Genomic DNA, 18,621 nt, shown 5'->3' on the forward strand with positions numbered 1-18,621 from the left:
CTTCAGCCTTCCTGTGCTTCAGCTGCCCGCGCGGCCGCGCGTCGCAGGACCCGGCGGGTCAGTTCGTCGGCGAGGTGCCGCTTATAGTCGATCGGCCCACGCTGGTCGGCGATCGGGTCGCAGGCGGCGGCGGAGAGCCGCGCGGCCTCGACGAAGAGGTCCTCGGACGGCCGCGTGCCCAGCAGGACCGCTTCCGCCTGGGGGATCGTCCCGTCGAGGCCGACCGCGGTCAGTCCGATTCCGACATCGGAGATCGTGCCGTCCTCGGCGAGTGAGATCGATGCGCCGGCGGCCACGACCGCCCAGTCGCCCGAGCGCCGCTCGACCTTCTCGTAGGCGCTCCCGGAGCGTGGACGGATGGGGATGCGAACCTCGCACAGCAGTTCGTTCTGGGCGACGGCGCTCTCGTAGGGACCTCGATGGAATTCCCCCATCGTGAGAGTGCGCTCGCCGCGGGGTCCACGGATGACCGCCTGCGCGCGGAGCACGTCGCAGACGGTCGACAGGTCTTCCGCCGGGTCGCCCTGGCAGAGCGACCCGCCGATTGTTCCGCGGTTGCGCACGGTCGGGTCCGCGATGACCCTTTCGGCATCGCCGATTATGGGGAAGAGGCGGGATATCTCCTCCGACTCGAGCAGGGCGGTGTGGCGGGTGAGCGCGCCGATGCGCAGGGTGTCGCCGTCGCGCAGGACGAAGTCGAGCTCGTAGAGGTCGTTGATGTCGACAAGCCACTCCGGCCTCGCCAGCCGTAGTTTCATCATCGGCAACAAGCTGTGCCCTCCTGCGACGACGCGGGCGTCAGGTCCATGGCGATCCAGCAGGGCAACGGCGTCGTCGACGGTGCTGGCGCGGACATAATCGAACTGAGCCGGAATCTGCACGGGTCACTCCTCCTCGAGTGTGTGCCCGGCCGATGTGAAGGGCACTGGATTGGGGCCATCCTGCTCCCCCTGATCCCGGGTGTCAATGAGTTGCGCGGGACGGCAGCCCGGCGAAGGAGGCGGACGAATCTTTCCCGGTGGGCACAATCGCGCAGCTACGCGGCCGCCTGCAGAGGACTCGGACCGGTGCCCGGAGGTGGACGCGGTAAACGAACGACTCACTCGAAGCGGAGACATCCACGTGTTGCAGCGGGCCGTTTTGGGCAGAAAAAAACCCCGGCTGACCGGGGCTTTTCTTGTGAGCGATACTGGGATCGAACCAGCGACCTCTTCCGTGTCAGGGAAGCGCGCTACCGCTGCGCCAATCGCTCATGCATACTTCGGTATTTTCTATTGTACTGCCGAGGTGGCGACGGGATTTGAACCCGTGTGGACGGCTTTGCAGGCCGCTGCCTCGCCTCTCGGCCACGCCACCATGTGTGGTTTCCCACGCCACGTGTAACTGCCACGTGAGACCATTTCGAGCGGATGACGAGATTCGAACTCGCGACCCTCACCTTGGCAAGGTGATGCGCTACCACTGCGCCACATCCGCACTGCTCGCATTTCTGCGTGCTTGGGAACTCTATCCGATGCGATGCGAATGGGCCAATCGTGTGCCGGCAGGGCGTGTCCTCGAAAGACGAGCTTCGGGTGTCCATGTCCTGTCGGCGCATGTGGCAGGATTATCGTGCAGGGCGATTGGCGCAGTTGGTAGCGCGCTTCCTTCACACGGAAGAGGTCATCGGTTCGAGTCCGGTATCGCCCACAGCAACGGCCCCTCGGTTACCCGGGGGGCTTCTTTAGTTCCCCGGGGTCATTCCATTCCCGCCAGTGACCCCGTTTTCGCAACCCCATGGTTATTCCCATGCTCGGCGGTTAGCGTCGAGATGAACCCGGTACGACCACAGCATCCGGGGTCTCCTTCGCACCACACAGTCACCCTGAAGAAATCGAAGAGAGGAACCACCATGTCAGGAAACAAAGCCGTTGCCTACAAGGGCCCAGGGAAAGTCGAGGTCATCGACATCGACTACCCCACATTCGAATTGAAGGACGGACCGGGGGTGAACCCCGCGAACGTGGGCAGGAAGGTGCCCCACGGCGTCATCGTGCGCACCATCGCCACCAACATCTGCGGCTCGGACCAGCACATGGTCCGTGGTCGCACGACAGCTCCCAGTGATCTGGTGCTCGGCCATGAGATCACGGGCGAGGTTGTCGAGTGCGGCCCCGGGGTCGAGTTCATCAAGGTCGGCGACATCGTCTCTGTCCCGTTCAACATCGCGTGCGGCCGGTGTCGCAACTGCAAGGAGCGCAAGACGGGCATCTGCCTCAACGTCAACCCCGACCGCCCCGGCAGCGCCTATGGCTACGTCGACATGGGCGGGTGGGTTGGTGGCCAGGCGGAGTACGTCCTCGTCCCGTACGCGGACTGGAACCTGCTGAAGTTCCCGGACCGGGACCAGGCCCTCGAGAAGATCATGGACCTCACGATGCTGTCCGACATCTTCCCCACCGGATTCCACGGAGCGGTCACCGCCGGAGTTGGGGTCGGCTCGACCGTCTACGTCGCCGGAGCCGGACCCGTCGGACTCGCCGCGGCAAGCGGCGCGATGCTGCTCGGCGCAGCTGCTGTCATCGTCGGCGACCTCAACGCCGATCGGCTCGCCCAGGCGCGCAGCTTCGGCTGCGAGACAATCGACCTCACCAAGGGCGACCTCGCCGATCAGATCGACCAGATCCTCGGCGTGCCGGAGGTTGACTGCGGCGTGGACGCGGTCGGGTTTGAGGCGAGGGGTCACGGCAAGGACTCCGGCGAGGCTCCCGCCACCGTGCTCAACTCGCTCATGGACGTCACGGCGGCAGGCGGAGCGCTCGGCATCCCCGGGCTCTACGTCACCGGTGACCCGGGAGGGGTCGACGAGGCCGCCAAGACGGGCTCGCTGTCCCTCAGCCTCGGCACCGGCTGGGCGAAGTCGCTGTCGTTCACCACCGGACAGTGCCCGGTGATGAAGTACAACCGCAGCCTCATGATGGCGATCCTGCACGACCGGGTCAGCATCGCGAAGAACGTCAACGCCAAGGCGATCACGCTCGACGAGGCCCCCCGCGGCTACGCCGAGTTCGACGCGGGTGCCGCGACGAAGTACGTGCTCAACCCGAACGGGTACCTCGACGGCAAGTAGAGGACGCAACGCCCAAGGAGGGCCGCCGGCCGAGCGGTCGGCGGTCCTCCTCGTCTGCGTGCCTCATTATTCAGGAGTTTCAGCCGGAGTTGCTGCCAGCCGGGCTTTCATTATTCAGGAGATTGAAGTCGGGCGGCCATCATCATTCAGGACAGCCTGGCGAGCACCACCGCGAACGCGGCGAGCTACTGGCACCACTGCCGCACGTGCGGGGCGGGATGCTCCCGCCCGGATGTGTCCGACCCAAATCTCCTGAATGATGAAAGGCCTGCGGCCCGCAGGGTCCTGAATAATGACAGCGGCGGGGCTGGCTAGACGTCGACGCGAGACGGCAGGCCGAAGCTCGTGACGACACCGGGCGAGTAGAGCACCGAGTCCGGGGCGCGGGAGCCGATCGAGGTGATGCCGGCCGCGGCAACGAGTCCGTCGCGCAGGGTGAGAATGTCGGCTTCGAACAGCGGCCACGGCTCGTGCTCGTTCGCCATTGCGACGGTGTCGTTGCCGCGCGTGACGAACAGGAGCCAGCGGGCGGTCAGGAATTCGGCGAGGGCGTCGCCATGGACGGCTCTCGTCGACGGGCGCACGGAGATCATCGTGGCGGCACGGCCGGGGGCTAACCGCTCCGAGCGGTACGCGAGCAGGTCGTCGGTGACCACCGAGGCGGCGCGTGCCCACTGGTAGGGAAGCCGGAAGAGCACGCGCGCGGTGATCACGGCGGCGAGCCGGGATGCCTCGAGCGAGCAGAAGACGACGCCGCGGCGGCCGGATGCGTCCACGCCGTACAGGCGCACGTTGACCTCGGTGAACGAGCCGAAGTAGGGAACGGGCGGCCCGCCGAGCACAGCGGAGTCCCGCATCTCGAACGGGATCAGGCCGACCCATGATGATCCATCGAAGACATCCGGCACGATCCCCCGCGGCAGCAGCGGCGCGATCTCGTGGGGGTCGACTCGCCAGTGCACGAAGACGAGGTCGCGCCAGAGCTGTCGGAGCACCGGACGCCCGGTGAGCGGCGGTGCGGTCGAAGTAATGGGATCCACGAGCTCACTGTACGTGCGGTGTGCCCTTAGGAACCTGCGAGGGCACTCGGCGCCGGTCGGCGCGCAACGCGGGAGACGACGAGCCAGCAGGCGAGCGACACGGCGCCGGCGTAGACGGTGACGATCAGCACGCTCGCGAACTGGCTCAGCAGCGCTTCGGGCTGACCTGTGAACACGATTCCGGTGCGGGTCGCGAAGGCGCCGATGAGGCCGACGCCGAGCCCTCCCCCTCCCAGCAGAATCGTGACAACGAGCCAGACGAAGTTGCCGGTGCGCCGGGCGGCCCAATATCCCACGAGCGAGCACAGCGCTCCGGCGACGATTCCGGTAAGAAGGGCGCCGACGGTGCTCAGGTTTCCGCTGCCAGGGGCGATCGCGACCAGTCCGCACAGCAGCCCGCCGACCGCCGCCGACGGCGTGGTTCTCGCGTGCTGGATGCGCTGGACCACAAGCCAGGCTGCCGCCGAGGCGACCGGCGTCAAAAGCGTGTTCGCGATGATCAGCCCGGTGATCTCGTCGATCGCCAACTCCATCCCAACGAGCCACAGGAGCCAGAGCGCCCAGACCCCCGCGAAGATGCCGAGCAGCACGCGTCCCGCGTTCCTCCCGCGCCGGCGCTCGACCCGGCTCCTCTCGAGGACAAGCACCGCGAGCCCGCCGCATCCGCCCGCCACGAGCACCGGCAGCGCCCCGGCAAGATCGACTGTCGCCAGTTCAGCGGCGAGCAACCCCTCCGCCGAGAACAAGGCGACGGCCACGGGCCCGTAGACGAGCACCGACCAGAGAGCCGCGTAGGCGAGGGTGCTGCGCGCACCGCGACCGAGGAGTCGGGCGGGCGTGGCGGCGAGGACCGCCGCGACACCGCCGAGCGCCGTGAGCGGTAGCACGAGCAGCGGGTCGATGTCGGGCCGAAGCATTCCCGCCAACGCCAGCCAGCCCAGCCAGCCGGCCACGGAGTGCATGGCGCCGGCCGCGAGCGAGCGGATGCCGGCAGATCCCTGCCAGGCGTCGGTGAGCGCGGTGATCGCCGGGCCGAGTCCGGCGATCGCGATCGTCGAGAACAGGGTGAGCGGGGATACCTCGATGATCACGTCGCCTCCAGTGACCCAGCGTAGGGGTGCGTTCCCGTTCCGGCAGCCCGGAATGCAGAAAGGGGTGCCGCCCGGACGGCGGCACCCCAGTGCTGTGCGGTGGTGCTACCTCGTTTCGGCGAGCACGTAACCCTCTTCGCCGTGGACCACGGTGTCGACGCCGGCGAGCTCGTCTTCGTTCTTGATACGGAATCCGATCGTCTTCTCGATCACGAGGCCGATGACGAAGGCCAGTGTGAAGGAGAAGGCCATCACCGAGAAGGCCGCGATCGCCTGCACCAGGAGCTGCGTTCCGTCGCCGCCCATGAAGAGGCCGGTTCCGTTGGCGAAGAAGCCCAGGTACAGCGTTCCGATGAGGCCACCGACGAGGTGGATGCCGACGACGTCGAGGGAGTCGTCGAAGCCGAGCTTGAACTTCAGGTCGATCGCGAGGGCACAGACGGCACCGGCGATGAAGCCGAGCAGGATCGCCCAGATCGGGTGGATCGAGGCGCAGGCCGGGGTGATCGCGACGAGTCCGGCGACGGCTCCGGATGCGGCGCCGACCGAGGTCGGCTTGCCGTCGCGGACCTTCTCGACGACGAGCCAGGCCAGCAGCGCGGCCGCGGGTGCGGCGATCGTGTTGAGGAAGGCGAGGGCGGCGGTACCGTCGGCGGCGAGCTCGGAGCCGGCGTTGAAGCCGAACCAGCCGAACCAGAGGAGCCCGGCACCGAGCAGAACGAACGGCGGGTTGTGAGGCACGTGGGCGCCCTTGGCGAAGCCGACGCGCTTGCCGAGGACCAGGGCAAGGGCGAGGGCCGCGGCTCCGGCGTTGATGTGCACTGCGGTTCCGCCGGCGAAGTCGATCGCGCCGACGCCGAATACCTCCTGCATGCCGTAGGTGATCCAGCCACCGTCGGTGAACGCGAGGGTCTCGGGGTCGAGAGTGAAGTTGAAGACCCAGCTTGCGACGGGGAAGTAGACGACGGTCGCCCAGATGCCGGCGAAGATCATCCACGCGCCGAACTTGGCCCGGTCGGCGATAGCGCCGGAGATGAGTGCGACTGTGATGATGGCGAAGGTCGCCTGGAAGGCCGCGAAAGCGATGGGCGGGAACGCCGCACCCTCCGGGGTCTCGAGGAGGCCGTTGAGGCCGAGGTTGGCCGTGTCGACGCCGAGGAACCCGTCGATGCCGAGGAAGCCCTCGGTTCCGCCGTTGGCGAAGGTGATCGCATAGCCGTAGAGGACCCAGAGGACTCCGATGAGGCCGAGGGCCCCGAAACTCATCATCATCATGCTGATGACGCTCTTTGCCTTGACGAGGCCGCCGTAGAAGAACGCCAGACCGGGCGTCATCAACAGCACAAGCGCCGCGCAGATAAGCAGGAAGGCGGTGTTGCCTTGATCCATCATGAACCTCTCTTAGGTATGCGAAGACTGAATGTCGGCCGGCCTCCCCGAGAGGGGCCGGAGCCGGCACCGAGCCAGCTCGGGTACGAACACAGTTTCTCGGGAGGAGGTTTCGTCAGTGGCCTCGCCGTGTTTCGGGCCTGTTACGCGCGCCGGTGGCGCGTTAACATCGTGTTTCGAGGCACCACGAAACGCCCCGGAGTCCGGGCGCGCGGGCCCGGCCCGACGAATTTCCGGGCTCAGTCCGACGACGCGAGCGCGATGAGGCGGCTCATCGCACGCAGGTACTTCTTGCGGTAGCCGCCGGCGAGCATGTCTTCGGCGAACACCTCGTCGAGCGGCAGGCCGGTGGCAAGGATGCGCACCTGGGCGTCGTAGAGCCGGTCCACGAACGCGACGAAGCGGAGGGCATCCGTCTGGCTAGTGAACTGGCGCACGTCGCGGAAGGCGACCGCGGCAAGGCCCTCTACGAGAGTCACGTAGCGGGACGGGTGCACGGTCGCGAGGTGCGCGACGACCTCTTCGAAGTCGTCGATCGTCGTGGTGCCGGCGACGGCGCCGATCGCGTCCTCGATCTCGTTGTCGGCGACGGTGCCTGCGTGCCCGGAGACCGTGCGACGGCGGTAGTCGAGGCCGTCGATCCTGATGGTCCTGAACTTCGCGGCGAGGGCATCGATCTCGCGCAGGAAGTCGGCCGCGGCAAACCGCCCCTCACCGAGTGCGTTGGGCGGGGTGTTCGAGGTCGCCGCGATGCGCGTGCCGCTGTGCACCAGCTCGGAGAGCAGACGGGACATCAGGCGGGTGTCGCCCGGGTCGTCGAGCTCGAACTCGTCGATGCAGACGAGGGATGCCCCGCGCAGCAGGTGAATCGTCTCGGCATAGCCGAGCGCGCCGACGAGTGCGGTGTACTCGATAAAGGTTCCGAAGTATTTGCGCCCGGGCGCGCGGTGCCAGAGCGCCGCGAGCAGGTGGGTCTTCCCGACGCCGAAGCCGCCGTCGAAGTAGATGCCGGGGAGCGCCGCCGGAGTACGCCGACGCCGGAAGAAGCCGCCGCTCGGCCCCGCGGTCCACACTGAGGAGAACACATCGACCGCCTCGACCGCCTCAGTCTGAGATACATAGTCCGGGTCGGGGCGGTACGAGTCGATCGTGGCGTTCACAAACTGGCGGGGCGGCACCAGGTGGGCGACGATCTGGGCTCCGCTAATCGTGGGGCGTCGGTCGACGAGCCTGTTCACAACGCGCACCGGGTCAGCGGACAATGTCTTACAGCCTCACCTTGGTTGCGAATGGTCAATCTCGTGGTCGCACCAGCTTAACCTTGGAGTAGCCGGCCATGTGCCGCCGAGTCCGCGTCAACAGGAGGTCCAGATGGCCATCGAGGTAGATTCATCCACGGAATTCATCGGCTACGCCCACCCCGAGCGGCTCGTCTCGACCGGTTGGCTCCAGGAGCACCTCTCCTCCCCCGGGCTCGTGGTGGTCGAATCCGATGAGGACGTGCTGCTGTACGAGACCGGCCACATTCGCGGAGCGGTCAAGATCGACTGGCACACCGACCTCAACGACCCGGTCGAGCGGGACTACATCGACGGCGCCGCCTTCGCGAAGCTCCTCGGGTCTCGCGGAATCACCCGCGACACGACCGTCGTCATCTACGGCGACAAGAACAACTGGTGGGCCGCCTACGCCCTCTGGGTGTTCACCCTCTTCGGCCACGCCGACGTGCGCCTGCTCGACGGAGGCCGGGCGAAGTGGGAGGCCGAGGGCCGCGATTACACGACAGAGCGGCCTCGACCGGCCGCGGTCGACTACCCCGTCGTCGAGCGCGACGACAGTTCGATCCGGGCCTACAAGGACGACGTGCTCGCGCACCTCGGCGAGCCCCTCATCGACGTGCGCTCGCCCGAGGAGTTCAGCGGCGAGCGCACGACCGCCCCGGCCTACCCCGATGAGGGTGCCCTGCGGGCGGGGCACATCCCCAGCGCGCACAACGTGCCGTGGGGCAGGGCGGCCGCGGATGACGGTACCTTCCGGCGCACGTCGGAGCTCGACGCGCTCTACCGCGGCGAGGCCGGGCTCAGCGACGGCGACCGGGTCATCGCCTACTGCCGGATCGGCGAGCGGTCGGCGCACACCTGGTTCGTGCTCACCCACCTGCTCGGGTTCGAGAACGTGCGCAACTATGACGGCTCCTGGACGGAGTGGGGCAGCGCCGTGCGGGTGCCGATCGTTCGTGGCAGCGAGCCGGGCGAGGTTCCCCCGCGCAAGGGATAATGGACCGGATGACCGAACTACCGCAGTCCCTCGCCCAGATCCGCGACGACTTCCTCGAGCTCGACCAGTCCGACCGGCTGGTGCTGCTGCTCGAGTTCGCCAACGAGCTGCCGGAGCTGCCCGCCCAGTTCGCCGACCACCCGGACCTTCTGGAGCGCGTCGAGGAGTGCCAGGCACCCGTGTTCATCTTCGTCGAGGTCGGCGACGACGGGACGGTGCACCTGCACGCGACCGCGCCGAAGGAGGCGCCGACAACGCGCGGGTTCGCGTCGATCCTCGTGCAGGGGCTCTCCGGCCTCAGTGCCGACGAGGTCCTCGACGTTCCGGACGACTTTCCGCAGACCATCGGGTTGACGGATGCCGTGAGCCCGCTCCGGATGCGCGGGATGAACGCGCTGCTCTCCCGCTCTAAGCGACAGATTCGCGCGAAAATCGCGGCGTGATCCTCACCAGCGTGGTCCCCTCCGACGCGGACGCGGAACGAATCGACCTCGATGATGACGGCGCGCTGCAGGCTCTCGCCGCGCTCTACGCCCCACCCCGGGCCGAGTGGCTGCGACTCAACCTCGTTTCCAGCGTGAACGGGAGTGCCGCCGGAGGCGATGGTACGTCCGACTCACTCACGAACAGGGCCGACCGATCAATCCTCAGGGCCATCCGCTCTCTCGCCGACGTCGTGCTCGTCGGGGCCGCGAGCGTCAGGGCGGAGGGCTACCACGTGCCGAGGAGCTCGCGCCTCGCCGTCCTCACCGGCACCGGTGACCTCGACGGTCACAAGGTGAGGAGGGACATCGAACCAGGCCGGCTGCTCGTGATCTGCCCCGCTGGCGCCGTGGCTCGGGTCGACGCCTCGCTCGACGGCGCCGCCGCCGAGATCATCGTGGTCGACGACGTCGGTGGTCGCATCGCCCCCGCCGACGTCGTCGCGCGGCTGCGCGGCCGCGGGCTCGCCCACATCGTGTGCGAGGGCGGCCCGAGCCTCGCCGGGCAGCTCCTCGACGCCGGAATCGTCGATGAGCTCTGCCTCTCGACCGGGCCGGTCATCACGACGGCCCAGCTGCCGCTCTTCGGCAGTACCGGTGTTGCCGAGCGGCGGCTCGAACTCAGCCAGCTTCTGGTGGACGATCGGAGCGGCCTGTATGCGAGGTGGCTGGTCCCCCGCCCAGCGGCAGTGTAGCCAGCCACTGGCCGATCTGGGCCGTGAATTGCACCGGATCATAGTTCCACAGGCGCGCATGCCGCGCTCCACGCCACAGGTGGAACGTCACGATGTCGGGCCGCGCTGACGCGAGCGCCCGTGACGCGGTCGGCGGCACATATCCGTCGTCGTCGCTGTGCATCAGAAGGACCGGCACGGTCAACTCGTCGCTGCGCAGCACGAAGTCCAGCATCCGGAAGTCGATCGCGGTCCGCAGCCCGGTGATCCGATGGGCGCGCCGACTGCCGAGGAGGCTGATCGCCGCGCGCTGCACGAGCCGCGGAACGCGCAACACTCTGGCCTGGAAGAGCAGGGTTGGTGCCCAGTCGACGACGGGCGACTCGAGCACGATCCCGCGGACGAGGGTCGCCAGCTCCGAGTTCGCCGCTGCCTGCAATACCGCGGCGCCCCCCATCGAGAACCCCACGAGGACGACGTCGGTCGCGCCCCGCTCGTCGTGGGCGTAGCGGATGCCCGCCTCCACATCGAGCCACTCGGTCGCGCCGAGGGCGTAGCGGCGGTCGTCGCTCGGGGGAGCGTCCCCGTCGTTGCGCCAGGAGACGAGCAGACAGTTGTACCCGGCCTCACGGAACACGCCGACGCAGCGCAGCGTCTCCGAGCGGGTCACCCCGCGCCCGTGCACGAGCACCGCCCACTTCCCCGTCGCGGTGCCGTGTTCGTCCCGATCGGCGAGGATGACCCAGGCCGGCGCCGGGCCGAGGGTCGTCACGAGGCTCACGCTCTCGTGGTCGACGCCCAGGTCTCGCGGGGTCAGGAAGAACCACCCGCTGAACCGGCCCCTCGTATCGGGCAGTAGTTCGCCGAAGTCCACGCCGAGCAGCTCACGGGTTACGGTTCCGTCGGTCTCCGCCGTGACCTCGCCGAGCCGCGCATGCCCGGAGTCGCGAGAGAACCAGAGGCCGTATCGGCCCGGCGTCGCCGAGTCGGCGGTGCGGCCGAGGGTCACCGTGTGTGCGTGCCTGTCCACGTCAAGGATCGGCACGTCATCGGGGCGGCTTCTCGGCGGCGTCACAACGAGCTGAGCCACGCGCAGCGTCATGAGCGCCGTGATGGCGCCGCCCATCGCGGCGAGCGACGACACCGAGAAGATCACGATGCTCCACCACGGGGGCCGGTGGTCGGCGTGCCTTCCGGAATCTGCCACGGACAAACTCTAATCTTCACTCGTGCCCGAAACTGTCTCCGGAGCCTCGGCCCCACCCGCGTTCGCCTCGGCGCTCGAGTCGATCCGCCGGTCGGCGCCCCGAAAAGAGCTGGCGATCAGCGAGATCACGGCACCATCGGGAGTCGCCCCGTTTACCGTCGCGTTCGCCGCCGACGTCACCCCGGCACGCCACGAGGGCGACTCGGAGCCCGGCACCGGGCGGTTCATCCTGCTGCACGACCCCGAGGGCCAGCAGGGCTGGGACGGGAAGTTTCGTATCGTCTGCTTCGCGCAGGCGCCGCTCGAAACCGACATCGGCGTCGACCCGTTCCTCGCGGACGTCGCCTGGTCCTGGCTTGTCGACGCGCTCGCTGCCCGCGGGGCCCGCTACCACTCGCTTTCCGGCACCGCCACGAAGATCCTGTCGACCGGGTACGGCGAGCTCGCCGAGCAGGGAGATGGGGCACAGATTGAATTGCGCGCCTCGTGGACACCGCAGGGAACCGACATCGCCGCTCATGTGGAAGGCTGGGGGGAGCTATTGTGCATGTTGGCGGGCCTTCCGCCGACCATTGAAGGAGTGACCATGTTGTCGTCACGTCGAGCAGGGCGTGAGTAACGCCGCTCAGGACACACCGCCTTCCCCGGCCGAGGAAGACGTGGCCGATCCGCATGCGCTCATGAGCGTGATTGACACTCGCGAGGAGTACCTGGCCGCCGTCGAGACGATCGCCGCCGGTCACGGGCCCATCGCCATCGACGCGGAGCGGGCATCCGGATTCCGCTACTCTCAGCGGGCCTACCTCATTCAGGTGTTCCGGCGCGACGCCGGGATCTTCCTCTTCGATCCTCCGGCGATCGGCTCCTTCGAGGAGCTCAACGCCGCGATCCGTGACGACGAGTGGGTGCTGCACGCCGCCAGCCAGGACCTCGCCTGCCTGCGCGAGGTCGGCCTCGACCCGACCGTGATCTTCGACACCGAACTGGGCGCGCGACTCGCCGGACTGCCGCGGGTCGGACTCGGAACCGTCGTGGAAAGTCTGCTCGGCATCCACCTCGCCAAGGAGCACTCGGCGGCCGACTGGTCGACCAGGCCCCTCCCCCAGTCGTGGCTCGTCTACGCCGCCCTCGACGTGGAACTGCTCGTCGACCTGCGCGACGCCATGGGGCGGGTGCTGACAGAGCAACGCAAGACGGGAATCGCGGAGCAGGAGTTCGCCGCGGTGCTCACCCGTGAGGTGAAGCCCATGAAGACGGATGTCTGGCGGCGGCTCACCGGGCTCAGCACCGTGCGCGGCGCGCGCAACCTCGCCGTCGCCCGGGAGCTCTGGCTTGCGCGTGACGCCTTCGCGCGCGAGATCGACACCTCGCCGGGGCGGCTCGTGCCGGATTCCTCCCTCGTCGCCGCGGCCCGCACCCTGCCGGACTCCAAGCGTGACCTCGCCGCTCTGCGCGAGTTCAACGGACGGGCGAGCCGCTCCGAACTCGGCCGGTGGTGGGAGGCGATCGAGGCAGGCAAGGCGTCCACCGACCTGCCGCCTCTCCACGTTGCCAGCGACGCCGTGCCGGCCGCCCGGGTGTGGTCGGATCGCAATCCCCCGGCCGACAAGCGCCTGAAGATATCCAAGGCCGCGATCGCCGAGGTGTCGGTGCTGCTCGACGTCCCCGTCGAGAATCTGCTCCTGCCCGAGGCTCTGCGCCGACTCGCGTGGTCGCCGCCCGCTCCGCTCGAGCTCGCCGCGCTGCAGGAGGCCATGCGCGAACTCGGTGTACGGCAGTGGCAGATTGACGCAACTGCACAGGTAATCCTCAATGCCTTTGTGGATGCTGTCCAAATCAGCGTCGAACCGGAGCACGGCGAGTCGTAGGAACAGTCAAAGGATTCCTCTGCCCATTTCGCCCCGCCTACGCTCGTAGACATCCGTACCTGAGTTGGAGGCATTGTGGCCGAGAGAGCTGAAGTCGTGTTTGTCGACGGGGTGCGAACCCCGTTCGGTCGAGCTGGCGAAAAGGGAATGTACTGGCAGACGAGGGCCGACGACCTCGTCGTCAAGGCCATCATCGGGCTGCTCGAGCGCAACCCGAACGTTCCGAAAGACCGGATCGACGAGGTCGCGATCGCTGCGACCACCCAAACCGGCGACCAGGGCCTCACCCTCGGCCGCACGGCATCCATCCTCGCGGGCCTGCCCCGCTCGGTGCCCGGCTACGCCATCGACCGTATGTGCGCCGGCGCCATGACTGCCGTGACCGCGACCGCCGGCGGCATCGCCTTCGGCGCCTATGACCTCGTCATTGCCGGTGGAGTCGAGCACATGGGCCGGCACCCGATGGGCTCTGGCGTCGACCCGAACCCGCGGTTCCAGTCGGAGAAGCTCGTGAATGCCGAGGCGCTCAACATGGGCAATACGGCCGAGCGCATCCACGACCGCTTCCCCCACCTGACGAAGGAGCGCGCCGACCGGTTCGCCCTTGGGAGCCAGCAGAAGACCGCCAAGGCATACTCCGACGGAAAAATCCAGCCTGACCTCATCCCCGTCGCGACCCGTAGCGCGAGCGGCTGGGGGCTGGCCACGGTCGACGAGGCACCGCGCCCCGAGACGACGCTCGAGGGGCTCGCCGCCCTGCGCACGCCGTTCCGCCCGCACGGACGCGTGACGGCCGGCAACTCGTCCGGTCTCAACGACGGAGCGACCGCGAGCCTGCTCTCGAGTGCCGACGCGGCGAAGGAACTCGGCCTGACCCCGAAGATGCGGCTCGTGAGCTTCGCCTTCGCCGGTGTCGAGCCCGAGATCATGGGCATCGGACCGGTCCCCTCGACCGAGAAGGCCCTCCGCAAGGCGGGACTCACGATCGACGACATCGGACTGTTCGAACTCAATGAGGCATTCGCGATTCAGGTGCTGTCGCTACTCGACCACTTCGGCATCGACGATGAGGACCCCCGGGTCAACCAGTGGGGCGGTGCGATCGCCGTCGGGCACCCGCTCGCGTCGTCTGGCGTGCGGCTGATGATTCAGCTCGCGGCACAGTTCGCCGAGCACCCCGAGGTGCGCTACGGGCTCACCGCCATGTGCATCGGCCTCGGCCAGGGTGGATCCGTCATCTGGGAGAACCCGCATTACACCGGCAAGCGCAACGCACGGAAGGCAAAGTAGATGACCATCGCCACCGCATACGGAGACCTCACCGCCCTGTCCGGCGACGAGGTCGTCACGCACTCCTATGTGCGCGACGTTCAGCTCGCCAGCGGCGCCACCATCGCTCTTGTCACACTGGACAACGACCGCGACCACACGAGGCCGAGCACGCTCGGCCCCGTGACGCTCATGGAGCTCGGGTCCGTGCTCGATACCCAGCGGCGTCGCGCCGCGAACGGCGAGATCGCCGGCCTCGCCATTACCGGCAAGCCGTTCATTCTCGCCGCAGGCGCCGACCTCAGCAAGGTCAGCGAGATCCCGAGCACGGCGGTCGCCAAGCAGCTCGCACAGCTCGGCCACGAGGTACTCGGCAAGCTCGACGATCTCGGCGTACCCACATTCGTCTTCATCAACGGGCTCGCGCTCGGCGGCGGCCTCGAGGTCGCGCTCAACGCGAATTACCGCACGATCGACCGCGGGGTCCCCGCCGTCGCCCTCCCCGAGGTGTTCCTCGGCATCATCCCCGGCTGGGGAGGAGCATGGATCCTGCCGAATCTCATCGGCATTGAGAACGCCCTCAAGGTCATCATCGAGAACCCTCTCAAGAACAACCGCATGCTCAAGGGCCAGGAGGCCTTCGATCTCGGCATCGCCGACGCGATCTTCGACTCGGCGAACTTCCTTGAGGACTCCCTGAGATTCGCGGATGGCGTGATCTCGGGCACGGTCGTCGTGAAGCGCCCGAACGTGCCCGGCAAGCTCGAACGCGCCGTCAAGTGGGACGCCGCGGTCGGCATTGCCCGCAAGATGCTGGAGAGCCGTATCGGCACGGTCGCCCAGTCGCCGTACACGGCGCTCGACCTCATCAAGGCCGCCAAGAACACCGACAGGGCCACCGGCTTCGCCGCCGAGGATGAGGCGTTGGCCGCGCTGATCTCCGGCGATCAGTTCCGGGCGAGCATCTATGCCTTCAATCTCGTGCAGAAGCGCGCGAAGCGGCCGGCAGGTGCCCCCGACAAGGCGCTCGCGAAGCCGGTCACCAAGGTCGGCGTAATCGGCGCCGGACTGATGGCCAGCCAGTTCGCGCTGCTGTTCGTGCGCCGGCTCAAGGTGCCCGTGGTCATCACCGACCTCGACCAGGCCCGCGTGGACAAGGGTGTCGACTACATTCGCGGTGAGATCGACGCCCTTGAGAGCAAGGGCAAGATCAACCGTGACGAGTCGAACCGGCTCAAGGCACTCGTGACCGGCACCACCGACAAGGCCGACTTCGCCGACGCCGACTGGGTCATCGAGGCCGTTTTCGAGGAGCTCGGCGTCAAGCAGGACGTGTTCGCGGAGATCGAGAAGCACGTGTCCGACACGGCGGTGCTCGCCACGAATACCTCGTCGCTGTCGGTCGAGCAGATCGGCGCGAAGCTCGCCCACCCGGAACGCCTCGTCGGCTTCCACTTCTTCAACCCCGTGGCGGTCATGCCGCTCGTCGAGGTCGTCCGGGCCCCGTCGACGGACGACACGACCCTCAGCACGGCGATGGTCACCGCCGCGAAGCTCTACAAGAACGCCGTCATCACCACCGACACCCCCGGTTTCGTCGTCAACCGCATCCTCGCCAAGCTCCTCGGCGAGGCAATGCACGCGGTCGACACTGGTACGCACTTCGAGGTCGTGGACACGGCGATCGCGCCGTTCGGCTTGCCAATGACGCCGTTCGAGCTCCTCGAGCTCGTCGGGCTCAAGGTCGGCGCGCACGTGCTCGACACCCACCACGCCGCATTCCCCGACCGGTTCTTCGAGAGTACGAACCTGCACGCCCTCGCCGAGCACGGGCAGATCTTCGAGCGCGACGGCAAGGGCAAGATCAAGGGCTTCGACAAGAAGGCTGTCTCGATCGTGAAGGGCGGGAAGTCGCCGATGACGGGCGAGGAGATCCTCCGCCGGGTCGAGGACGGCCTCGCCGATGAGATCCACCGGATGCTCGAGGACGGTGTTGTCGAGGCGCCGGAGGACATCGACCTCTGCCTCATTCTCGGAGCAGGCTGGCCGTTCCAGATGGGCGGCGCGACCCCGTACCTCGACCGCGTCGGCGCGTCGGAACGTGTCTTCGGCGGCACCTTCCACACGCCGCCGATCCGTGGCATGGAGTAGCCCGGAAACTCAGAAGAGCCCCGCCCACCCCGCCGTCAGGCGGGGTGGGCGGGGCTCTTCTCGCGTTGTCCACACCAGCGCCGCAGCGCGACGAGGTACTGCTCAGTCGTTGTGCAGCGAGGACGGGTTCAGTCGCCTGGCATCCTCGGCGTCCTCCGGCAGCGGCCGGGCGACGGGGATCTTGCTCCCGAGCACCTGCGCGACGACATCGCGCGCGATCTTCTGCGGGGTCAGGCCGAACTGTTCGAGGATCTGGGAGCGCGAGGCGTGATCGATGAACTGGTCGGGTAGGCCGAGCTCGGTCACCGCCGTGTCGACGCCGGCCGCGCGCAGGTCCTGGCGGATACGGGTGCCGACGCCTCCGACCCGGATGCCATCCTCGATCGAGATGACGATGCGGTGCTCTGCGGCGAGGGCGATGATGCTCTTCGGAACCGGAACCACCCAGCGCGGATCGACGACGGTGGCACCGATACCCTGCGCGGCGAGGCGTTCGGCGACCTGAAGCCCCAGGCCGGCCATCGGGCCGACAGTGACGATCAGCACATCCTTGTGGGGCGCATCGCGAAGCACGTCGACGCCATCGTCGAGGCGCCGGACCGCGTCGAACTCGGTGCCGACGTCGCCCTTGGAGAACCGCACGACGGTGGGACCGTCGCTCACGGCGACGGCCTCGCCGAGCTCTTCGCGCAGACGTGCCGCGTCCCGCGGGGCGCTCAGGCGAATACCGGGGATCACCTGCAGGATCGCGAGGTCCCACATGCCGTGGTGGCTGGGACCGTCGGGACCTGTGACGCCCGCCCGGTCGAGCACGAACGTGACTCCGGCCTTGTGCAGGGCGACATCCATGAGCACCTGGTCGAACGCGCGGTTGATGAACGTCGCGTAGAGGGCGACAACGGGGTGCAGCCCGCCGAAGGCCATCCCGGCCGCCGAGGTCACCGCGTGCTGTTCGGCGATGCCGACATCGAGCACGCGGTCCGGGTACTTCTGGGCGAACTTGTGCAGGCCGGTCGGTCGCAGCATGGCGGCCGTAATCCCCACGATCGTGTCGTCTTTGTCGGCGAGCCTCACGATCTCGTCCGAGAAGACGGAGGTCCAGGATGCCTTCCCGGGGGCGCCGATCGGCTCGCCCGTCTCCGGGTCGATCTGGCCGACAGCGTGGAACTGGTCGGCGTCGTCCTGGCGTGCGGGCTGGTAGCCGTGCCCCTTCTGGGTGATGGCATGCACGATCACCGGCCCGTCATAGTTCTTCGCCTGCTCGAGAGCCTCCCGCAGCGCGGCGATGTCGTGGCCGTGAATCGGCCCGATGTACTTGATGTCGAGGTTGGAGTACAGCGCCTCGTTGTTGCTGAATCGCGAGAGGAAGCCGTGAAGCCCTCCGCGCATGCCGCGGTAGAGCGCTTGCCCGGGCGCGCCGAACCGGTCGAACAGACTGCGGCTCGAGAGGTACAGGCTGCGGTACGACCGCCTGGTGCGCACGGTGTTCAGGAACCGGGCCATTCCGCCGATGGTGGGCGCGTACGAGCGGCCGTTGTCGTTGACGACGATCACGAGGTTGCGCTTGTTGTCGTCGCTGATGTTGTTGAGCGCCTCCCACGTCATCCCGCCGGTGAGGGCGCCATCCCCGACGATCGCGACCACGTGCCGGTCGTTCTGCCCCGTCATCGTGAACGAGCGGGAAATCCCGTCCGCCCACGACAGAGAGCTCGATGCGTGAGAGCTCTCCACAACGTCGTGCACCGATTCGGAGCGCTGCGGGTACCCGGCGAGCCCCCCACGCTCACGCAGCCGGCTGAAGTCCTGCCGGCCCGTGAGCAGCTTGTGCACGTACGACTGGTGCCCGGTGTCGAAGACGATCGGGTCCTTCGGCGACTCGAATACCCGGTGGATCGCTATCGTCAGCTCGACGACACCGAGGTTCGGGCCGAGGTGACCGCCCGTCTTCGACACCTCCCCGACTAGGAAAGTTCGGATCTCGGCGGCGAGCTCGACGAGCTGCTCCGGCGATAGCGAATCGAGGTCGCGAGGACCGCGGATTTTCTCGAGGATCGTCATGGCGTC

Annotated in this window: 15 protein-coding genes and 4 tRNA genes; 9 read left to right on the forward strand and 10 right to left on the reverse strand. The window is 67.8% G+C overall.

The window, feature by feature from the left end:
* Nucleotides 1-2 precede the first annotated feature (2 nt).
* The 4 genes from ABIB15_RS03955 to ABIB15_RS03970 all read right to left on the reverse strand — a co-directional run bounded on the left by ABIB15_RS03955 (nucleotide 3) and on the right by ABIB15_RS03970 (nucleotide 1,476).
* On the reverse strand, nucleotides 3-881 hold the full coding sequence (locus tag ABIB15_RS03955) for an FAD binding domain-containing protein (RefSeq protein WP_354475425.1): 879 nt from the start codon (nucleotides 879-881) through the stop codon (nucleotides 3-5).
* A gap of 299 nt (nucleotides 882-1,180) precedes the next feature.
* Nucleotides 1,181-1,252, reverse strand: a tRNA-Val gene (locus ABIB15_RS03960).
* Between the two features lie 33 nt (nucleotides 1,253-1,285).
* Nucleotides 1,286-1,356: transfer RNA gene (locus ABIB15_RS03965), tRNA-Cys, on the reverse strand.
* Nucleotides 1,357-1,404: 48 nt separating this feature from the next.
* Nucleotides 1,405-1,476 (reverse strand) — tRNA-Gly (locus ABIB15_RS03970).
* A 140-nt stretch (nucleotides 1,477-1,616) separates the two neighbouring features.
* On the opposite strand from ABIB15_RS03970, the gene ABIB15_RS03975 reads away from it, so the two are divergent.
* Together ABIB15_RS03975 and fdhA are read left to right on the forward strand one after the other, a co-directional pair.
* A tRNA-Val gene (locus ABIB15_RS03975) sits at nucleotides 1,617-1,689 on the forward strand.
* A 202-nt stretch (nucleotides 1,690-1,891) separates the two neighbouring features.
* Complete coding sequence (fdhA, locus tag ABIB15_RS03980; RefSeq protein WP_354475427.1) at nucleotides 1,892-3,109, forward strand: formaldehyde dehydrogenase, glutathione-independent; 1,218 nt, start codon at nucleotides 1,892-1,894, stop codon at nucleotides 3,107-3,109.
* Nucleotides 3,110-3,420: 311 nt separating this feature from the next.
* Here fdhA and ABIB15_RS03985 read toward each other — a convergent pair whose 3' ends face one another.
* From ABIB15_RS03985 to zapE, 4 genes are all read right to left on the reverse strand, one after another.
* Nucleotides 3,421-4,149: a YqjF family protein gene (locus ABIB15_RS03985; protein WP_354475429.1), complete on the reverse strand. Its 729-nt coding sequence runs from the start codon at nucleotides 4,147-4,149 to the stop codon at nucleotides 3,421-3,423.
* 26 nt (nucleotides 4,150-4,175) lie between these two features.
* Nucleotides 4,176-5,240 (reverse strand): hypothetical protein, encoded by a 1,065-nt coding sequence (locus ABIB15_RS03990; RefSeq protein ID WP_354475430.1) that lies wholly within the window; start codon nucleotides 5,238-5,240, stop codon nucleotides 4,176-4,178.
* 105 nt (nucleotides 5,241-5,345) lie between these two features.
* Entirely contained in the window at nucleotides 5,346-6,629 is a 1,284-nt protein-coding gene (locus tag ABIB15_RS03995; RefSeq protein WP_354475554.1) for an ammonium transporter, read from the reverse strand.
* Nucleotides 6,630-6,868: 239 nt separating this feature from the next.
* Nucleotides 6,869-7,891, reverse strand: coding sequence for a cell division protein ZapE (gene zapE, locus ABIB15_RS04000; RefSeq protein ID WP_354475432.1), 1,023 nt, complete (start codon nucleotides 7,889-7,891; stop codon nucleotides 6,869-6,871).
* A 109-nt stretch (nucleotides 7,892-8,000) separates the two neighbouring features.
* On the opposite strand from zapE, the gene ABIB15_RS04005 reads away from it, so the two are divergent.
* From ABIB15_RS04005 to ABIB15_RS04015, 3 genes are read left to right on the forward strand one after another with little or no spacing between them, the layout of a single operon-like run.
* Nucleotides 8,001-8,906: a sulfurtransferase gene (locus ABIB15_RS04005; RefSeq protein ID WP_354475433.1), complete on the forward strand. Its 906-nt coding sequence runs from the start codon at nucleotides 8,001-8,003 to the stop codon at nucleotides 8,904-8,906.
* Between the two features lie 8 nt (nucleotides 8,907-8,914).
* On the forward strand, nucleotides 8,915-9,349 hold the full coding sequence (locus ABIB15_RS04010) for a SufE family protein (protein WP_354475435.1): 435 nt from the start codon (nucleotides 8,915-8,917) through the stop codon (nucleotides 9,347-9,349).
* Nucleotides 9,346-10,083 carry a dihydrofolate reductase family protein gene (locus ABIB15_RS04015; protein WP_354475436.1) on the forward strand — a complete coding sequence of 246 codons (738 nt, stop codon included), beginning with the start codon at nucleotides 9,346-9,348 and terminating at the stop codon, nucleotides 10,081-10,083. Before ABIB15_RS04010 ends, ABIB15_RS04015 begins: the two co-directional genes overlap by 4 nt.
* On the opposite strand, the gene ABIB15_RS04020 is transcribed toward ABIB15_RS04015, so the two are convergent.
* A complete protein-coding gene (locus ABIB15_RS04020) occupies nucleotides 10,010-11,269 on the reverse strand; it encodes an alpha/beta hydrolase (protein WP_354475438.1) in 1,260 nt (419 codons plus the stop codon). The two genes, ABIB15_RS04015 and ABIB15_RS04020, sit on opposite strands and share 74 nt — an antisense overlap.
* Before the next feature lie 22 nt (nucleotides 11,270-11,291).
* On the opposite strand from ABIB15_RS04020, the gene ABIB15_RS04025 reads away from it, so the two are divergent.
* The 4 genes from ABIB15_RS04025 (at nucleotide 11,292) to ABIB15_RS04040 (ending at nucleotide 16,557) form a co-directional block, all read left to right on the forward strand.
* The gene (locus tag ABIB15_RS04025) at nucleotides 11,292-11,888 is read left to right on the forward strand and encodes a DUF3000 domain-containing protein (RefSeq protein ID WP_354475440.1); all 597 of its coding nucleotides are present in this window, start codon (nucleotides 11,292-11,294) and stop codon (nucleotides 11,886-11,888) included.
* A gap of 61 nt (nucleotides 11,889-11,949) precedes the next feature.
* Complete coding sequence (locus ABIB15_RS04030) at nucleotides 11,950-13,137, forward strand: HRDC domain-containing protein (protein WP_354475442.1); 1,188 nt, start codon at nucleotides 11,950-11,952, stop codon at nucleotides 13,135-13,137.
* A gap of 75 nt (nucleotides 13,138-13,212) precedes the next feature.
* On the forward strand, nucleotides 13,213-14,427 hold the full coding sequence (locus tag ABIB15_RS04035; RefSeq protein ID WP_354475444.1) for a thiolase family protein: 1,215 nt from the start codon (nucleotides 13,213-13,215) through the stop codon (nucleotides 14,425-14,427).
* Entirely contained in the window at nucleotides 14,428-16,557 is a 2,130-nt protein-coding gene (locus ABIB15_RS04040) for a 3-hydroxyacyl-CoA dehydrogenase NAD-binding domain-containing protein (RefSeq protein WP_354475446.1), read from the forward strand.
* Between the two features lie 102 nt (nucleotides 16,558-16,659).
* On the opposite strand, the gene dxs is transcribed toward ABIB15_RS04040, so the two are convergent.
* Nucleotides 16,660-18,615, reverse strand: a complete 1,956-nt coding sequence (dxs, locus tag ABIB15_RS04045) for a 1-deoxy-D-xylulose-5-phosphate synthase (RefSeq protein ID WP_354475448.1) — start codon at nucleotides 18,613-18,615, stop codon at nucleotides 16,660-16,662.
* Nucleotides 18,616-18,621 lie beyond the last annotated feature (6 nt).

This window comes from Marisediminicola sp. UYEF4 (assembly GCF_040546025.1).
In the GTDB taxonomy this organism is placed as follows: Bacteria; Actinomycetota; Actinomycetes; order Actinomycetales; family Microbacteriaceae; genus Marisediminicola.